Genomic DNA, 18,425 nt, shown 5'->3' with positions numbered 1-18,425 from the left:
CCGACTGAGTGGGTTTCTGTTGTATTATTTCTTCTGAGCCAATAATTGGTTGATGTGGGCAACCTTCTTTGATTCTCTTTTATAGAGAATCGCCCAGATGATGAGATAGACGATGGCAAACTCTGGGATGAGTTGAAGGATGAAAGTCCAGCGAAGTGGAAACCAACCTGCCAGAATTGCTAGAGGAACAAAACCTAATAGCATTAGGAAGAAGTGAGTGACAGTAGCACGAAGAAGGCTCCAGTCTTTGGCAAAGAGACGGCTACCAAAACTAAAGAGGACTCCGATAGCTGCCCAGATGATAGAACAGTAGAGCAATACTAGAGCGCCATGTACCTGTTGTTGGATCATGAATTGGCCAATCAAAGAGTTGGGGCTAAGTGGTGCATAGTTGCTTGGTGAATAGATAAAAGAAAAGATAATAGATAGGATGAGGCCGATGAGGATACCAGTTGTGGCATCGTGGAAAATTTGTTTTTTCATAGTTCTAATTTCTCCTTAATAGCTTTGAGGTAACGGCGAGATGAGTAGGTGAAACTGTCATTTTTTAGATAGATTTCAATCAAGCCGTTAGAGGTTAGTTTTAGATGACTAATAGCATCGATGTTGACAATTTCCGATTGGGAAATTTGGATAAAGGAAGCAGGTAAAATTTCACTTGCTTGGTAAAGACGAATGTCGAGCGCATAGGTTTGGCTATCCGTTTCAGCTAAGACTTTGCGATTTTCAATATATATACGTTGAATCTTACTAATCTGAATCAAGTAGACCTGGTCTTGGAATTTTCCTTTAAGAGTTTCGTTTTGATCCAGTGATTGAACAAAGTCTTGAACTTTTTGAACTCTAGGGGACAAAGATGGTGCTTCTATGATGATTTGTTCTTCGGCGTATTGTTGATCAATGTCAAGTCTAACTTTCATATTTTCTCCTTTGTAAAGTTGTAATAGAGATCTCTTACTTACAAATCTATTAAACACCATTTTGTTGACAATTACAAGAAGCTTTGTCTATGTGGTCGGTTGAAGAGTCTATCTGGCAGGTGACCGTTTTCATAGAATTTTTAGAGTAAAGAAGTCAAAAAATAAGAAGAAATATATTGACAAAAATAGAAAAAACGTGGTACAATAATAGACGGTACTTTTTACTTTTGGTCTCTCAAGAGTGTACAGGGACGTGCTGACAAATGTTGCAAAAGTACACACAGATGATAGCTGTCACCAAGTGTATCATCACCAAAAATAAAAAAACACAGGAGAATGTAGATGCCTACAATTAACCAATTGGTTCGCAAACCGCGTAAATCAAAAGTAGAAAAATCTAAATCACCAGCTTTGAACGTTGGTTACAACAGTCATAAAAAAGTTCAAACAAACGTTTCTTCACCACAAAAACGTGGTGTAGCAACTCGTGTTGGAACTATGACACCTAAAAAACCTAACTCTGCCCTTCGTAAATTTGCTCGTGTACGTTTGAGCAACCTTATCGAAGTTACTGCTTACATCCCAGGTATCGGACACAACTTGCAAGAGCACAGCGTGGTGCTTCTTCGTGGTGGACGTGTAAAAGACCTTCCAGGGGTACGTTACCATATCGTCCGTGGTGCACTTGATACTGCAGGTGTTAACGATCGTAAACAAGGCCGTTCTAAATACGGTACTAAACGTCCAAAAGCATAAGGAAAGGGGATAAAGAGAAATGAGTCGTAAAAATAGAGCTCCAAAACGTGAAGTATTGCCAGATCCGCTTTACAATTCACAATTAGTTACTCGTCTTATCAACCGCGTTATGCTTGACGGTAAACGTGGTACAGCTGCTTCAATCGTTTACGGTGCTTTTGAGCAAATCAAAGAAGCTACTGGTAACGATGCACTTGAAGTATTTGAAACAGCTATGGAAAACATCATGCCTGTACTTGAAGTACGTGCACGTCGTGTTGGTGGATCAAACTACCAAGTCCCAGTTGAAGTTCGTCCAGAACGTCGTACAACACTTGGACTTCGTTGGTTGGTAACAATCGCTCGCCTTCGTGGTGAACACACAATGCAAGACCGTCTTGCAAAAGAAATCTTGGATGCTGCTAACAACACTGGTGCAGCAGTTAAGAAACGTGAAGACACTCACCGTATGGCTGAAGCTAACCGTGCCTTCGCACACTTCCGTTGGTAATAAAATGATACCAAGAGCGACAAAGGCCCAAGGCAAAAATAGGAAACTGATGCAGTGTTCCGTGAACACAAAGCAGTTTATCTTTTTTGCACCGGGCCTCGCTCGGGTTCAAATCAGTTAACTTGAGCTTTTAGCCCGGGTTCAATTGAGCTCGGTCCGTTCTTAAGTACAATTCAACTTCCCATCTCACAAGTTGAAACCAACTAAACAAGATAAACATTGAGAACGGGTGGGTCCTGCCTATCCGTTTTTATTGAAATCGTGTTATAATAGAATAGAAATAAAAAATATAGGAGAAACAAACCTCATGGCACGCGAATTTTCACTTGAAAAAACTCGTAATATCGGTATCATGGCCCACGTCGATGCTGGTAAAACAACTACAACTGAGCGTATTCTTTACTACACTGGTAAAATCCACAAAATCGGTGAAACTCACGAAGGTGCGTCTCAAATGGACTGGATGGAGCAAGAGCAAGAACGTGGTATCACTATCACATCTGCTGCGACAACAGCTCAATGGAACAACCACCGCGTAAACATCATCGACACACCAGGACACGTGGACTTCACAATCGAAGTACAACGTTCTCTTCGTGTATTGGACGGTGCGGTTACAGTTCTTGACTCACAATCAGGTGTTGAGCCTCAAACTGAAACAGTTTGGCGTCAAGCAACTGAGTACGGAGTTCCACGTATCGTATTTGCCAACAAAATGGACAAAATCGGTGCTGACTTCCTTTACTCAGTAAGCACACTTCACGATCGTCTTCAAGCAAACGCACACCCAATTCAATTGCCAATCGGTTCTGAAGATGACTTCCGAGGAATCATCGACTTGATCAAGATGAAAGCTGAAATCTATACTAACGACCTTGGTACAGATATCCTTGAAGAAGATATTCCAGCTGAATACCTTGACCAAGCTCAAGAATACCGTGAAAAATTGATCGAAGCAGTTGCTGAAACTGACGAAGAATTGATGATGAAATACCTCGAAGGTGAAGAAATCACTAACGAAGAATTAAAAGCTGGTATCCGTAAAGCGACTATCAACGTTGAATTCTACCCAGTACTTTGTGGTTCTGCCTTCAAGAACAAGGGTGTTCAATTGATGCTTGATGCGGTTATCGACTACCTTCCAAGCCCACTTGATATCCCAGCGATCAAAGGTATCAACCCAGATACTGAAGAAGAAGAAACTCGTCCAGCGTCTGATGAAGAGCCATTTGCAGCTCTTGCCTTCAAGATCATGACTGACCCATTCGTAGGTCGTTTGACATTCTTCCGTGTTTACTCAGGTGTTCTTCAATCAGGTTCATACGTATTGAACACATCTAAAGGTAAACGTGAACGTATCGGACGTATCCTTCAAATGCACGCTAACAGCCGTCAAGAAATCGACACCGTTTACTCAGGTGATATCGCTGCTGCCGTTGGTTTGAAAGACACTACAACTGGTGACTCATTGACAGATGAAAAAGCGAAAATCATCCTTGAGTCAATCAACGTTCCAGAACCAGTTATTCAATTGATGGTTGAACCAAAATCTAAAGCAGACCAAGACAAGATGGGTATCGCTCTTCAAAAATTGGCTGAAGAAGATCCAACATTCCGCGTTGAAACTAACGTTGAAACTGGTGAAACAGTTATCTCTGGTATGGGTGAGCTTCACCTTGATGTCCTTGTTGACCGTATGCGTCGTGAGTTCAAAGTTGAAGCGAACGTAGGTGCTCCTCAAGTATCTTACCGTGAAACATTCCGCGCTTCTACTCAAGCACGTGGATTCTTCAAACGTCAGTCTGGTGGTAAAGGTCAATTCGGTGACGTATGGATTGAATTTACTCCAAACGAGGAAGGTAAAGGATTCGAATTCGAAAACGCAATCGTCGGTGGTGTGGTTCCTCGTGAATTTATCCCAGCGGTTGAAAAAGGTTTGGTAGAATCTATGGCTAACGGTGTTCTTGCTGGTTACCCAATGGTTGACGTTAAAGCTAAGCTTTACGATGGTTCATACCACGATGTCGACTCATCTGAAACTGCCTTCAAGATCGCTGCATCTCTTGCACTTAAAGAAGCTGCTAAGACTGCACAACCAGCTATCCTTGAGCCAATGATGCTTGTAACAATCACTGTTCCAGAAGAAAACCTTGGGGATGTTATGGGTCACGTAACTGCTCGTCGTGGACGTGTAGATGGTATGGAAGCTCACGGTAACAGCCAAATCGTTCGTGCTTACGTTCCACTTGCTGAAATGTTTGGTTATGCAACAGTTCTTCGTTCTGCATCACAAGGACGTGGTACATTCATGATGGTATTCGACCACTACGAAGATGTACCTAAGTCAGTACAAGAAGAAATCATTAAGAAAAACAAAGGTGAAGAATAATTCACCGTCACTTTAAAAGAAGTCACTTTGTGGCTTCTTTTTCTGTTTGGTAGAAATAGCTAAAATTGCCTCAAATATGGTAAAATAGAAGGAGTATATTGTGAGGAAAATGGATGTCAACCACTTTTGAAATTTTAATGAATCAGTTGGGTATCCCCGCTGAGATAAGAAATCATGAGGCCTTCTCCCAGGCTGAAATTGAACAAGTTATTGTACACAAACAAAGTAACATTTGGGAGTTTCGTTTTGTATTTGAGAATATCCTCCCCTTTGAACTCTTTTTAGCATTGAAGAAGGGATTGAAAGAAGAATTTTCAAAAACAGGAAATCAAGCGACTTTCGAAATTAAAACGAAAAATCAAGATTTTTCAAGAGAGCTTTTACAGGCCTACTATCGGGAGGCTTTTTCAGATGGGCCTTGTTCTAGCCAAGGATTTCGGACCATGTATCAGGATTTTCAGGTTCGATTCGAAAATGATCAATTGATTATTGAGGCCTCTGAAGCAGCAGATACAGAGCATTTCAGAAAAAACCATTTGCCAAATCTTAGCAAACAATTTGAGCTCTTTGGTTTTCCTAAATTTACATGCCATTTAGAGAAAAATGAAGATTTGACAAAGGAAGAGCAGGAAGCTTTCCATTCTGAAAATCAAATGATTGTTCAGGCTGCCAATGATGAGACCCTTCGAGCTATGGAACAGTTAGAACAGATGGCACCGCCTCCTCCAGTTGAGGATAAACCTGTCTTTGATTTCCAAGCCAAGAAGGCAGCTGCCAAACCAAAACTAGACAAGGCAGAGATTACTCCTATGGTTGAGGTTAATACTGAGGAGAACCGTTTGGTCTTTGAAGGAGTTGTCTTTGATGTCGAGCAAAAGGTGACTAGAACAGGTCGTGTCTTGATTAACTTCAAGATGACGGACTATACGTCTAGTTTCTCCATGCAAAAATGGGTCCGAAACGAAGAGGAAGCTCAGAAGTTTGATATCATTAAGAAAAATTCATGGCTCCGTGTTCGTGGAAATGTCGAGGTCAATAATTTCACACGAGATTTGACCATGAATGTGCAAGATGTGCAGGAAGTAGTTCACTATGAACGTAAGGACTTGATGCCAGAAGGTGAGCGTCGCGTTGAGTTTCACGCTCATACCAATATGTCGACCATGGATGCTCTGCCTGAGGTCGAAGAAATCGTTGCGACAGCTGCCAAATGGGGTCACAAAGCCGTAGCTATCACGGACCATGGCAATGTTCAGTCCTTCCCTCACGGCTATAAGGCAGCCAAGAAATCTGGCATCCAACTTATCTATGGTATGGAAGCCAATATTGTTGAAGACCGTGTTCCTATCGTCTATAACGAAGTTGTGATTGATCTTTCTGAAGCTACCTATGTGGTCTTTGACGTGGAAACGACAGGACTTTCAGCTATTTATAATGATTTGATTCAGGTTGCTGCTTCCAAGATGTATAAGGGGAATATCATCGCTGAGTTTGATGAATTTATCAATCCAGGGTATCCCTTGTCAGCCTTTACAACGGAATTGACAGGGATTACCGATGACCATGTAAAAAATGCTAAACCCTTGGTTCAAGTTCTGAAAGAATTCCAAGAATTCTGTAAAGATACAGTTCTGGTAGCCCATAATGCGACTTTTGACGTTGGCTTTATGAATGCAAACTATGAACGTCACGGTCTGCCAAAAATTACTCAACCTGTCATCGATACGCTAGAGTTCGCTAGAAATCTCTATCCAGAGTATAAACGCCATGGTCTAGGGCCCTTGACCAAGCGTTTTGGTGTAGCTCTAGAACACCACCATATGGCCAACTATGATGCGGAAGCAACTGGCCGTCTGCTCTTTATCTTTATCAAGGAAGTGGCAGAAAAACACGGTGTGACAGACTTGGCTCGATTGAACCTTGATTTAATCAGCCCAGACTCTTATAAAAAAGCTCGAGTCAAGCATGCGACCATCTATGTGAAAAATCAGGTGGGCTTGAAAAATATCTTTAAACTAGTATCTCTCTCAAATACCCAGTACTTTGAAGGAGTTCCACGGATTCCACGTACGGTGCTAGATGCCCATCGAGAAGGTTTGATCTTAGGTTCAGCCTGTACAGAAGGGGAAGTCTTTGATGCAGTCGTATCACAGGGTGTAGATGCGGCAGTCGAAGTAGCTAAATACTACGACTTTATCGAGGTCATGCCTCCGGCTATCTATGCACCTTTGATTGCCAAAGAGCAGGTCAAGGATATGGAGGAGCTTCAGACCATCATCAAGAGCTTGATAGAGGTTGGAGACCGTCTCGGTAAGCCCGTTCTTGCGACAGGAAATGTCCACTATATCGAACCTGAGGATGAGATTTATCGCGAGATCATCGTGCGAAGTCTCGGTCAGGGTGCCATGATTAACCGAACTATCGGCCATGGAGAAGCTGCCCAACCAGCTCCGCTACCCAAGGCACATTTTAGAACAACCAATGAAATGTTGGATGAATTTGCCTTTCTAGGGGAAGACTTGGCTCGTAAGATTGTCATTGAAAACACCAATGCCTTGGCAGCAATCTTTGAACCTGTTGAGGTCGTTAAAGGCGACTTGTATACACCTTTCATTGACCAAGCCGAGGAAACAGTCGCTGAGTTGACCTATAAAAAAGCTTTTGAAATCTATGGAAATCCACTCCCAGATATCGTTGATTTACGAATTGAAAAGGAACTAACCTCTATCCTGGGGAATGGCTTTGCCGTGATTTATCTGGCTTCACAGATGCTAGTGCATCGTTCCAACGAACGAGGCTACTTGGTTGGTTCCCGTGGGTCTGTTGGATCCAGTTTCGTTGCGACCATGATTGGGATCACTGAGGTTAATCCTCTCTCTCCTCATTATGTCTGTGGTCAGTGTCAGTACAGTGAGTTTATCACAGATGGTTCCTACGGTTCAGGATTTGATATGCCTAATAAAGACTGTCCAAACTGTGGTCACAAACTCAGCAAGAATGGACAGGATATTCCTTTCGAGACCTTCCTTGGTTTTGATGGGGACAAGGTACCCGATATCGATTTGAACTTCTCTGGTGAGGACCAGCCGAGCGCCCACTTGGATGTTCGTGATATCTTTGGGGAAGAATATGCCTTCCGTGCAGGAACGGTTGGTACGGTGGCTGCTAAGACAGCCTATGGATTTGTCAAGGGTTACGAGCGTGACTATGGCAAATTCTACCGAGAAGCTGAAGTAGAGCGCCTAGCCCAAGGAGCTGCTGGTGTTAAACGTACGACCGGTCAGCACCCAGGAGGAATCGTTGTTATCCCTAATTATATGGATGTCTATGACTTTACTCCAGTACAGTATCCTGCAGATGATGTAACGGCTGAATGGCAGACCACTCACTTTAACTTCCACGATATCGATGAGAACGTCCTCAAGCTCGATGTCCTTGGACATGATGATCCGACCATGATTCGGAAACTTCAGGACTTGTCAGGCATTGATCCAAATGATATCCCTATGGATGATTATGGTGTCATGGCCCTTTTCTCAGGTACAGATATCCTAGGAGTGACACCTGAGCAAATCGGGACTTCAACTGGCATGCTTGGTATTCCAGAATTTGGAACTAACTTTGTTCGAGGGATGGTTGATGAAACCCATCCGACGACCTTTGCGGAATTGCTTCAGCTTTCTGGTTTGTCTCACGGGACAGACGTATGGTTGGGAAATGCTCAAGACCTGATCAAGTCAGGAATTGCGGACCTATCAACCGTTATCGGTTGTCGGGACGATATCATGGTTTACCTCATGCATGCAGGTTTAAATCCTAAGATGGCTTTTACCATCATGGAACGAGTGCGTAAGGGAATGTGGCTCAAAATCTCAGAAGAAGAGCGCAATGGTTATATCGAAGCCATGAAGGCCAATAATGTGCCTGAGTGGTATATCGAATCTTGTGGAAAAATCAAGTACATGTTCCCTAAAGCCCATGCGGCAGCCTACGTTATGATGGCCCTTCGTGTAGCCTACTTCAAGGTCCACCACCCGATTTATTATTACTGTGCTTACTTCTCAATCCGCGCCAAGGCCTTTGATATCAAGACCATGGGTGCCGGCTTGGAAGCTATCAAACGCAAGATGCAAGAAATTGCTGAAAAGCGCAAGAACAATGAAGCTTCCAACGTAGAAATCGACCTCTATACCACTCTTGAGATTGTTAATGAGATGTGGGAGCGTGGCTTTAAGTTTGGCAAGTTAGACCTCTATCGTAGTGATGCGACTGAATTCATCATCGATGGAGACACTCTTATCCCGCCGTTTGTTGCTATGGATGGTCTGGGAGAGAACGTTGCCAAGCAACTGGTTCGTGCCCGTCAAGAGGGAGAATTCCTCTCTAAAACTGAACTCCGCAAGCGTGGAGGACTCTCATCAACCTTGGTTGAAAAGATGGATGAAATGGGAATTCTCGGTAATATGCCAGAGGATAACCAGCTGAGTTTGTTTGATGATTTGTTTTAAGAGGTAGAACGGAGGACATTTGATGAAACTAAGAATTTTTGCGGAAGACAAGCCGGCTGAGAAGGTGTTTGAGTATCAATTAGACCTTGCTGATCAGACAATTCTTCTATCGACAGCACTCTTGTCTGGTGCTATTGCTTTAGCAGGATTATTTTCTGCTTTGAAAGAAAAATAAAAATAGAAAAGAGAAACAAGATGGTTTTACCAAATTTTAAAGAAAATCTAGAAAAATACGCTAAGCTTTTGGTTGCAAACGGAGTGAACGTGCAACCTGGTCATACCTTAGCTCTCTCTATTGATGTGGAGCAACGTGAGTTGGCTCACTTAATCGTCAAAGAAGCCTATGCACTTGGAGCGCACGAAGTTATCGTTCAATGGGCAGATGACTTTGTAAACCGTGAGAAATTCCTTCACGCGCCGATGGAGCGTTTGGACAATGTGCCAGAATACAAGATTGCTGAGATGAACTACCTACTTGAAAATAAAGCAAGTCGTCTCGGTGTTCGTTCTTCTGACCCGGGTGCCTTGAACGGAGTAGATGCTGAAAAGCTTTCTGCTTCTGCAAAAGCTATGGGAATTGCTATGAAGCCAATGCGTATCGCAACTCAATCTAACAAGGTTAGCTGGACTGTAGCAGCCGCTGCTGGACTTGAGTGGGCTAAGAAGGTCTTTCCAAATGCGGCGAGCGATGAAGAAGCAGTGGACCTCCTTTGGGACCAAATCTTCAAGACTTGCCGTATCTATGAAGAAGATCCAGTTAAGGCTTGGGAAGAACATGCAGCAATCTTGAAGAGCAAGGCGGAAATGCTCAACAAAGAACAATTCTCAGCCCTTCACTACACAGCGCCTGGAACTGATTTAACACTTGGCTTGCCTAAGAACCACGTTTGGGAATCAGCTGGTGCAGTTAATGCCCAAGGTGAAGGATTCTTGCCAAACATGCCAACAGAAGAAGTCTTTACAGCTCCTGACTTCCGTCGCGCAGATGGTTATGTAACGTCTACAAAACCTCTTAGCTACAATGGAAATATCATCGAAGGCATCAAAGTAACCTTTGAAAATGGTCAAATCGTTGATATCACTGCAGAAAAGGGTGATCAGGTTATGAAGGACCTTGTCTTTAAGAATGCTGGTGCGCGTGCCTTGGGTGAATGTGCCTTGGTACCAGATCCAAGCCCAATTTCCCAGTCAGGCATTACCTTTTTTAACACTCTTTTCGATGAAAATGCTTCTAACCACTTAGCTATCGGTGCAGCCTATGCAACGAGCGTTGTTGGTGGAGCAGAGATGAGCGAAGAAGAGCTGGAAGCTGCAGGGCTCAACCGTTCAGACGTTCACGTTGACTTTATGATTGGTTCTAACCAAATGGATATCGATGGTATCCGTGAGGATGGAACACGCGTACCACTCTTCCGCAATGGAGATTGGGCAATTTAAGGAGAAACTATGATTGGAAGTATGTTTGTCGGTCTTTTGATCGGACTATTAGCAGGAGCTATCACCAATCGTGGAGAACGGATGGGATGCTTCGGGAAAATGTTTCTCGGCTGGATTGGTGCCTTTTTAGGACAATTACTCTTTGGTGCTTGGGGGCCAAGCCTAAACGGTACAGCCATTATCCCATCAGTTTTAGGAGCCATGATTTTGTTAGCCATCTTCTGGGAAAGAGGAAGCTAAGTTTCGATTTGAAAGCTTATTTAACTATAAAGATAAAAAGAGGTTGGAACTGTTCCGACCTCTTTTAAGATTCACAAAGGATAATGGGACTTGCAGTGACTGGTTCTTTTTATATTGCGTCAAGTATGGTACAATAAAAATATGAGAATTCAACAATTACACTATATTATCAAAATCGTAGAGACTGGTTCCATGAATGAGGCTGCCAAGCAACTTTTCATTACTCAGCCTTCTCTATCAAATGCCGTTCGTGATTTAGAAAATGAGATGGGAATTGAGATTTTTATCCGAAATCCTAAAGGAATCACCCTCACACGTGATGGGATGGAATTTTTGTCCTATGCCCGTCAGGTTGTCGAACAAACGCAACTTTTAGAAGAACGCTATAAGAACCCAATCGCTCATCGCGAGCTTTTTAGTGTGTCTTCGCAGCACTATGCCTTCGTGGTCAACGCCTTTGTTTCCTTGCTCAAGAAAAGCGATATGGAAAAGTATGAGCTTTTTTTGCGTGAAACCAGAACCTGGGAAATCATTGACGACGTCAAGAACTTCCGAAGTGAAGTCGGAGTCCTCTTTTTAAATAGCTATAACCGGGACGTTCTTTCGAAGATGTTGGACGACAACCATCTCGTTGCCCACCATCTATTTACAGCCCAACCCCATATCTTTGTCAGCAAGACCAACCCTCTTGCTAAAAGAGACAAGGTGCAGTTGGCAGACCTAGAAGACTTCCCATATTTGAGCTATGACCAAGGTACCCATAATTCCTTCTATTTCTCAGAGGAGATTTTGTCTCAGGAACACCACAAGAAATCCATCGTTGTTAGTGACCGTGCGACCTTGTTCAATCTCTTGATTGGTTTGGACGGATATACCATCGCGACTGGTATCCTTAATAGTAACCTCAATGGAGACAATATCGTTTCTATTCCACTTGATATTGATGATCCTATTGAACTGGTTTATATCCAGCATGAGAAAACTAGCTTGTCTAAGATGGGTGAACGCTTCATCGAGTACCTACTTGAAGAAGTTCGCTTTGATAAGTAATTTGAATAAATGAGAAGAGAAAAGAAGAATGACGACATTAAATACAAATGATTTTGATTTTCACTTGCCGGAGGAATTGATTGCTCAGACTCCTTTGGAAAAGCGCGATGCCTCTAAACTCTTGATGGTCAATCGCCAGACTGGAGAATTTCAAGATCGTCACTTTCACTCCATTATCGAAATGCTAGAGCCAGGTGATGCCCTGGTGATGAATGATACCCGTGTTTTGCCAGCTCGACTTCATGGCCAAAAAGAAGAAACAGGGGGCCATGTTGAACTCTTGCTTTTGAAAAATACAGCAGGAGACGAATGGGAAGTCTTGGCAAAACCTGCCAAACGTCTCAAGGTCGGAACCCGAGTTGTCTTTGGTGATGGTCGACTTAGCGCAGTTGTGACTGAGGAATTAACCCATGGCGGTCGTATTGTCCGTTTTGAGTATGAAGGAATTTTCCTAGAAGTACTTGAAAGTCTTGGAGAAATGCCTTTGCCTCCTTATATCCATGAAAAATTGGATGACCGTGAACGTTACCAGACAGTCTATGCCAAGGAGAGTGGATCAGCAGCTGCTCCAACTGCAGGGCTACATTTTACCAAGGAATTACTAGAAGAAATCCAGCAAAAAGGTGTTCACCTAGTCTACCTGACCTTGCACGTTGGACTTGGGACCTTTAGACCTGTTTCAGTAGATAATTTAGATGAGCATGAGATGCACTCAGAGTTTTACCAATTGTCTGAGGAAGCAGCAGCGACCTTGCGTCAGGTCAAAGAAAATGGTGGCCGTGTCATTGCTGTGGGGACAACCTCTATCCGTACGCTAGAGACTATCGGAAGCAAGTTTGACGGCCAAATCCAAGCCGACTCTGGCTGGACTAATATCTTTATCAAGCCAGGCTATGACTGGAAGGTGGTGGATGCTTTTTCTACTAATTTCCATTTGCCGAAGTCTACCTTGGTTATGCTAGTTTCTGCCTTTGCAGGCCGTGAATTGGTCCTCAAAGCCTACCAGCATGCTATCGATGAAAAATACCGTTTCTTTAGCTTTGGCGATGCCATGTTTATCTATTAAGAATAGAAGGGCTAATTCCTGATTGGATTAGCCTTTTTTTGATATCAGATAGCTGTTGAATTAAAAGCAAATAAATGATACACTGAAGACTACGAGACAGCCGTCAAATATATGCAAAATCTGACGAGCTACTTTTATCTGAGTCTATTTCAAAGGAGATTTTTATGAAAAACAAAACATTGCGCTATACGAGCCTATCAGTCCTGACCTTGTTGGCTGCCTTGACTTTGGTTGCCTGTGGTGGAAAGACTGACAAGAACACTTCAGCTACAAACCAAAAAGAAACAACAAGCAAGGTGACTACAGAGTCCGCAAGTAAAACTGAAGCAAGCCAAAAAGAGGAGCAGAAGTCAGAAACAAATAGTGCGACAGAAGCTACAACCACTCAAGCAGAACAAAAGGAAGATAAGCAAAAATCACAAGAAGCTTACGCTAAGTTTGTAGGGACTTGGGAAAACTACGCGGGAACAACTGCAACAGTCACAGCAGATGGAATTGTAACGATCCAAAGTTCAAATGGAACCTTTAAATACGAGATGGGTCAAGTAGAGGAAAAAGACGGCTACTACTCAACAGGTATTCATCTTGTCGGTGGTGGGCAAGGGGCACGACTGATCTTTACCCCAGCTGGAGTCCAAAATGAAGTGACAGGTACAGATGGCAGTCAAGATGTCTTGTCTATCGGTCAATCTGTAAGCGACAAAGATAACCAGTTTTACCGTAACTAAGAACATCAATCAGAAGTAAGGGTGATGAAATGTCCTTGCTTTCTAACCAATTTAAAAAGGAGTATAAAATGAGTATGACTTTTGTTGTTTTCTTTATCATCTTTATGTTACTAATCTTTGTTTTTGTAGCAGGGATTGTTTATTGGGCTATTAGCCACGCCAATAAAAATAACAATGAATATCTAGCCTTTGCAACTGCGCACGGATATCAATTTGACCAAGCTCAAGGTAGAGACAACTATAGGGATTACTCAAGCAGAACGATATCTAGTACGCTCACTATAACTCCAGTCCAAAGTCCCTATGTAGAAAAATATGCCAATTTTAGCTATTATCCTTTTGGGTGTGGACATGAGAGAAAAGTTGCCTATGTCATCTCTGGTAACTACAAGGGGAAACAATTCCGGGCTTTCACTTATCATTTTAGAGGCAATGCAATCGAGGGTACAGGAACAGGTGGTGTCTTTAATGTTGTTATGATTGAATGGCCAAATACACCAAAAGGTCAGCTTTCAGAGCAAGTTTTCTACGAAAATGGATTTCTTTGTGAATATCAACATGGAAACCTAAACGTGGAAACCATTCATGATCGAGTGAACCAACTAGGAAATATTGCTCAAGATTTATAATTTTTTCATTTTTTATCTCTCTTTGGGAAAAAATCTATCAATTGTGTCATAAAATTGGAGGAGTCAATGGAGAAAAAATCCCTTTTTTAGGCAAGTTTTGAAGAGAGTCTAAACCTTGAAGATGATGGTTTTAGAAAGTTACAGCAAGAGCAACATGATAAGACTGCGAAATTTTTTAAGAATGGCCATGCTTCCCTTTGGTTTCGCATTAGAAGTTTTATTTTAAGCCTTATTTTTCCTGTCGGCTTTAACTTTATCTTGCTGGCTATCTCTATGGAGTTCCATGAAAGTGATACGTTGACCCTTCCAATAGCTAAGCACGAGTCTTTAACAGTAATTGTTTTTCTGATTTTACTTATTATCTGGTTATCCTTGGTTGTGATTGGAAAATTTATTAAACGAACGTACTTATTACCGTATCGTTATCAGTTTCATGCTTTTACATTTATGATTTGGTTCTTATTGGAAATGGATCTAATATTTTTAGACTTTCTGCTAGCAAATTTGGCCTCTTGGGAAATTATTGGTATAGTTGGTTTCATTGTGATGATTATTTACTGGATGTTTAATATTGAGCTAGCGGGGTTAAGGAAACTCATGTATGGTGAGGTGTTGAAAGAGACATTTCGGAATAAGGTTGCAAAAATGATTACTCTCTATGGTATGGGGATTTTAGGAGTAGCTATGATCGTAAAGCATCTTTTGGGATTCTTTGAAATAGATATTTTAAACTCAATAAAAGGCTTTGGCTTTTTGCTGTTATGGATTTTTTGTAACTTTGTATTGTTCGCAATCGTTATTTTTATCGGTTTTCCTTATTTCCTCCATGCCTATTATAAGTGGAAATACCCAGAAGAATACCGTGAGTGGGAGGGCCAGTCTGTCGAAGAATGGTATGGGAAGGCCTACTTGAAGAATCATCCAGAGCTCTTGGGAAAAGATACTTGAGAAGATTAAAAATCAAGCTAGGTTTAGATAAGGCCATCATTTCAGGAAGATCAGTTGGTTAGAGGAGAAAGACAAGCATGCTTTTTAGGAAAGTGATTTATATAGGGGAGAGCGAAGGTCAGGCTATTTATGTCCATGTCGATGAGCCACGAAATCCTCTAGCAGCTCCTAAAAGTAAATTTTTAGATACTGAGGCATCTCGTGGAAATCGAAAACACATTGTCTGGTTGATTTGTGGCCTTTTAGGATTTAGTAGCATCATGCAGCTTTTTCCGGCAACGCGCTTTTTTACAGGTGTCTATAGCTATGGAACTCTGATTTATTTTCTACTAACTTGGTTGCTGGAAGCCATTTTACTATTGGTGGTCGTGGAGCGAGCACTCTACAAAAATGTTTCCCTAGCGGAGGCTACCAGCAAGGAAAACTTCAGAAGAGCCGTCGATAGCAATCTCTTTTGGAATAATTTTTCAGATAAGAAGGTTACCCTTGGCAAGAAGCTAATTGCTTGGGTTTTCACAGTCTTTATGGCTGTCATGGGCTTAGCTGGTCCGATTTCTATCTTCTCCATGCTCGTTTTAAAGATGATGGGAACACCAATCGGCAGTGAGCTATTCCCTTTAAGCCTGATGGGGATTTTGCCGGCTGTCGCAGCTCTATTGCTGTGGCAAAATAATATGATTCGATGGCTGAAGGCAGTTGAACGGTACAGAAATAGTAGAGTTAAGAAGGAAATATAACAAAGGAAATAGAAAGAGGTAAAGATGTTTTTTTTAGGACGTCGTCTGGAATACAAAGAATATCTGGGAATTAGCGACCGCGAATGGTACAGCAAACGCTATTATAAGAAGTTAATCAAAAGCGGTCAGCTAGAAGAGGAGTAGTGGGATATGAACCGTCAGTCAGAAGAATTAAATAAGGAATATTTTCAAGCGCTGGGTTCCACGCGAGCTTCTGTTAGAATGTTGAGTTTGGCCTGGGCTGGTTTGTTTGTATTGAGCATCGACCTGACTCACGTATACTTTTTTATCAAGGAGGAATTCACAGTAGATCCCTTTTCTAATGTCCCTTTTCTTTTTCTATGTCTCCTTCTATTGCTCATGCTGGGCTGTCAGATTATGTCATTCAGCAAGACATTCATCTATAAACATCAACTCTTTAGTACTGCGATGCTCTTTGTACTAATCAATGGGATTCATCTTTCATTGGTTTTAATGGATTATATCCTCACTATTTTAACGAATGAGGTTCTAAAAAATTCGCTGATCTACTCGCTGATTTATTGGTTAAGTTCCATTGGTTTATTCATGGGGTTAATTGTTTATAATGCCAGTTGGTTAAAAAAGCAACTAAGAAAAGGATTTTCAGAAAAACGAACAACTGCTAACTATATAGCCTTTTCAGGTGTTTACAGTAAACCATCCCTTTGGATTATTCTAGGAGTTACTTTGTTAGGCGGAGGATTGGCTAGTTTATCCGGTTATTATTTGCAAACATTTGGGATTGTGAGCAAAATAGTGTTTATTTCAGCTTTTTCAAGATTAATCGTCGAAGTTGGTTATCTACTTTATCTAAGAAGTAAGGATAAGACCTATTGGGAAGAAGTACCTAAGGAAACCAAGAGTCAGTCCTTTTTGAAAACCATAGACCTTAAAAAGGCCAAGCACCGCTTAACTACAGAAGTTGTCTTATTTTTGACTCTTGCAGTAAGTTTGAAGATACTTAAGATAAATGTTGAAAATAGCCCGATTTGGCTTATATGGACAATAAGAACTTTTGGTTATTCAATTCTTTTGGATACCACTATTAGTTTTATTTATTATCAGATTAAAAAGAAGAGATAGAGAGAAAGAAGAATCAGAAAGCCTTCTTTGACTATTTAGAAAGAGGTGGTAAGATCAATGTTAGATAAAATGAAACAGTTTAAGTGGTTGATAATAGTATCTTTTATCTTATTAGTCGTTCCTTTTTATCTCACTTTTAAAAATTCTCAAGAATCTAGTACTCTAAAAACAGCTTTTGAAAAACAGGATAAAGTCGAAGTTCTTCATTATTTAATGGCCTCGAAAAAGTATGCATCTCAAATACGTAAAGCGGGCTACATTATTCCATCTGATGGTGCCATTCGTCTAGATGGAGTTATTTATCCGCTTGAAATAGAAGGAGAAGTACATTTGAAAATCAGCCCTCCTCAGAAAGATGCAAAAGATTTTCAGTTATTTTTTATTACACAAGTTAATGAAAAACAAACATATGTAGCTTTCGTGTTAGATAAAGACCTTAATTTAATTTATTCTAACTATTCTCAAGATAACGACAGTGGAGAAAGAGAGGGAGTCTCTATCTCGCAATCCGAAGAAGATCGTCTGTTGAAAATTGTTCGAGGAGAGATTGATGACTTCATGGAAAATATGTATCGGATCTTATATGCCTAAGTATAGATATAGGTGCTGCTACAGACATTCGTGATTATTTGAGCTCGTTCTTTACTTTTTGTTTTATTTAAAAAGGAATCGTAAAGTGTGAGTCCCCATTCAAGTTGCAAGAAAGGAAGACAAAATGAATGCCGAGCAATTAAAGAAACTATCTGATATTTTATATTCTGAAAACAAGTCTGAAGTTGTGAAACTAGTTCAGTCTATTAACAGCGAAGACGAACTCTTTGTCTTGCTTGATAATTATAACTGGGATAATGGATTTGAAGTGCCAGAGGCAATTATTACTCACACGAATTGTACTCTTTCTGTTGCCTTATTAGCTTTTTATAGGGCAGATGGGTTACGATATTTATTTGAAGGAGAGGATGCTATTGCAAATTCTTTATCGAAATCCTGGGAAACTTTTATCAAGGAAATTTATGATAAAATCCTGAAAGAGCACTATCCGATTGGAAATATCTCTTATTACCCTGAAATAACAAACATTCAAAAATTCAAATTGAAGAAGCTACATCCTAACCTTAGTTCCTTTATTTTAGATGGTGTTTCTGGAAAAAATTTACATATTTTGCTTTAAATGAGTTGGTAATTCTTATCGGAGAGTGAACATGTTAAAAAAGTATGTTAAAACAAAACCTATTCAAGCAATCTTGATGCTTATAGTTTTGGCTTGGTCAGTCTATGAGATTGGGGCGATTAGTACCGCTAGCAACGCGTCCTTGACCAAGGAATTTATGCATAGCCACTATGTGATGGTCTGGCCTATGGTAGATGGTCAGGTCAAGCTCTATCATTATGCAGAAGAATGGACTACGCCTGCCTTGAACGG

17 protein-coding genes and 3 pseudogenes are annotated in these 18,425 nt (G+C 41.2%); 18 read left to right on the top strand and 2 right to left on the bottom strand.

What is annotated here, in order from left to right; translation table 11 throughout:
* Positions 1-24: 24 nt before the first annotated feature.
* Together SINDD18_RS05960 and SINDD18_RS05955 are read right to left on the bottom strand one after the other, a co-directional pair.
* A complete protein-coding gene (locus tag SINDD18_RS05960; RefSeq protein WP_061863449.1) occupies positions 25-483 on the bottom strand; it encodes a DUF3021 domain-containing protein in 459 nt (152 codons plus the stop codon).
* Complete coding sequence (locus tag SINDD18_RS05955) at positions 480-920, bottom strand: LytTR family DNA-binding domain-containing protein (RefSeq protein WP_060955207.1); 441 nt, start codon at positions 918-920, stop codon at positions 480-482. Before SINDD18_RS05955 ends, SINDD18_RS05960 begins: the two co-directional genes overlap by 4 nt.
* Positions 921-1,262: 342 nt before the next feature.
* Here SINDD18_RS05955 and rpsL point away from each other — a divergent pair, with 342 nt between their 5' ends.
* The 18 genes and pseudogenes from rpsL to SINDD18_RS11380 all read left to right on the top strand — a co-directional run.
* Positions 1,263-1,676 carry a 30S ribosomal protein S12 gene (gene rpsL, locus SINDD18_RS05950; RefSeq protein WP_001142332.1) on the top strand — a complete coding sequence of 138 codons (414 nt, stop codon included), beginning with the start codon at positions 1,263-1,265 and terminating at the stop codon, positions 1,674-1,676.
* A gap of 19 nt (positions 1,677-1,695) precedes the next feature.
* The gene (gene rpsG / locus SINDD18_RS05945; protein WP_004250722.1) at positions 1,696-2,166 is read left to right on the top strand and encodes a 30S ribosomal protein S7; all 471 of its coding nucleotides are present in this window, start codon (positions 1,696-1,698) and stop codon (positions 2,164-2,166) included.
* 307 nt (positions 2,167-2,473) lie between these two features.
* Positions 2,474-4,555 (top strand): elongation factor G, encoded by a 2,082-nt coding sequence (fusA, locus tag SINDD18_RS05940; protein WP_036756654.1) that lies wholly within the window; start codon positions 2,474-2,476, stop codon positions 4,553-4,555.
* A gap of 113 nt (positions 4,556-4,668) precedes the next feature.
* Entirely contained in the window at positions 4,669-9,063 is a 4,395-nt protein-coding gene (locus SINDD18_RS05935) for a PolC-type DNA polymerase III (RefSeq protein WP_061863448.1), read from the top strand.
* A gap of 22 nt (positions 9,064-9,085) precedes the next feature.
* Positions 9,086-9,238, top strand: coding sequence for a hypothetical protein (locus SINDD18_RS10860; RefSeq protein WP_000776623.1), 153 nt, complete (start codon positions 9,086-9,088; stop codon positions 9,236-9,238).
* Between the two features lie 20 nt (positions 9,239-9,258).
* Entirely contained in the window at positions 9,259-10,500 is a 1,242-nt protein-coding gene (locus tag SINDD18_RS05925) for an aminopeptidase (RefSeq protein ID WP_061863447.1), read from the top strand.
* Positions 10,501-10,509: 9 nt separating this feature from the next.
* Positions 10,510-10,740 carry a GlsB/YeaQ/YmgE family stress response membrane protein gene (locus SINDD18_RS05920; protein ID WP_061863446.1) on the top strand — a complete coding sequence of 77 codons (231 nt, stop codon included), beginning with the start codon at positions 10,510-10,512 and terminating at the stop codon, positions 10,738-10,740.
* A 141-nt stretch (positions 10,741-10,881) separates the two neighbouring features.
* Positions 10,882-11,790, top strand: coding sequence for a LysR family transcriptional regulator (locus SINDD18_RS05915; protein ID WP_004250738.1), 909 nt, complete (start codon positions 10,882-10,884; stop codon positions 11,788-11,790).
* A 28-nt stretch (positions 11,791-11,818) separates the two neighbouring features.
* The gene (queA, locus tag SINDD18_RS05910) at positions 11,819-12,856 is read left to right on the top strand and encodes a tRNA preQ1(34) S-adenosylmethionine ribosyltransferase-isomerase QueA (protein ID WP_061863445.1); all 1,038 of its coding nucleotides are present in this window, start codon (positions 11,819-11,821) and stop codon (positions 12,854-12,856) included.
* Positions 12,857-13,020: 164 nt separating this feature from the next.
* Entirely contained in the window at positions 13,021-13,584 is a 564-nt protein-coding gene (locus SINDD18_RS05905; protein ID WP_061863444.1) for a hypothetical protein, read from the top strand.
* Positions 13,585-13,658: 74 nt separating this feature from the next.
* Entirely contained in the window at positions 13,659-14,213 is a 555-nt protein-coding gene (locus SINDD18_RS05900; RefSeq protein WP_061863506.1) for a hypothetical protein, read from the top strand.
* 66 nt (positions 14,214-14,279) lie between these two features.
* Positions 14,280-15,161: pseudogene (locus tag SINDD18_RS05895) on the top strand (hypothetical protein).
* A 77-nt stretch (positions 15,162-15,238) separates the two neighbouring features.
* The gene (locus SINDD18_RS11000) at positions 15,239-15,898 is read left to right on the top strand and encodes a hypothetical protein (protein WP_061863443.1); all 660 of its coding nucleotides are present in this window, start codon (positions 15,239-15,241) and stop codon (positions 15,896-15,898) included.
* 48 nt (positions 15,899-15,946) lie between these two features.
* A pseudogene (locus tag SINDD18_RS10855) lies at positions 15,947-16,042 on the top strand (beta-carotene 15,15'-monooxygenase); the annotation flags it as partial.
* 6 nt (positions 16,043-16,048) lie between these two features.
* Positions 16,049-17,002, top strand: coding sequence for a hypothetical protein (locus SINDD18_RS05885; RefSeq protein ID WP_061863442.1), 954 nt, complete (start codon positions 16,049-16,051; stop codon positions 17,000-17,002).
* A 57-nt stretch (positions 17,003-17,059) separates the two neighbouring features.
* On the top strand, positions 17,060-17,593 hold the full coding sequence (locus SINDD18_RS05880; RefSeq protein WP_061863441.1) for a hypothetical protein: 534 nt from the start codon (positions 17,060-17,062) through the stop codon (positions 17,591-17,593).
* 124 nt (positions 17,594-17,717) lie between these two features.
* Complete coding sequence (locus SINDD18_RS05875) at positions 17,718-18,173, top strand: DUF4274 domain-containing protein (RefSeq protein ID WP_061863440.1); 456 nt, start codon at positions 17,718-17,720, stop codon at positions 18,171-18,173.
* A gap of 31 nt (positions 18,174-18,204) precedes the next feature.
* Positions 18,205-18,425, top strand: a pseudogene (locus SINDD18_RS11380) (hypothetical protein); the annotation flags it as partial.

This window comes from Streptococcus infantis, from assembly GCF_001579645.1.
Taxonomy (GTDB): Bacteria; Bacillota; Bacilli; order Lactobacillales; family Streptococcaceae; genus Streptococcus; species Streptococcus infantis_E.
The sequence above is the reverse complement of the archived record's forward strand: the minus strand, read 5'-3'. Positions and strand labels throughout refer to the sequence as shown.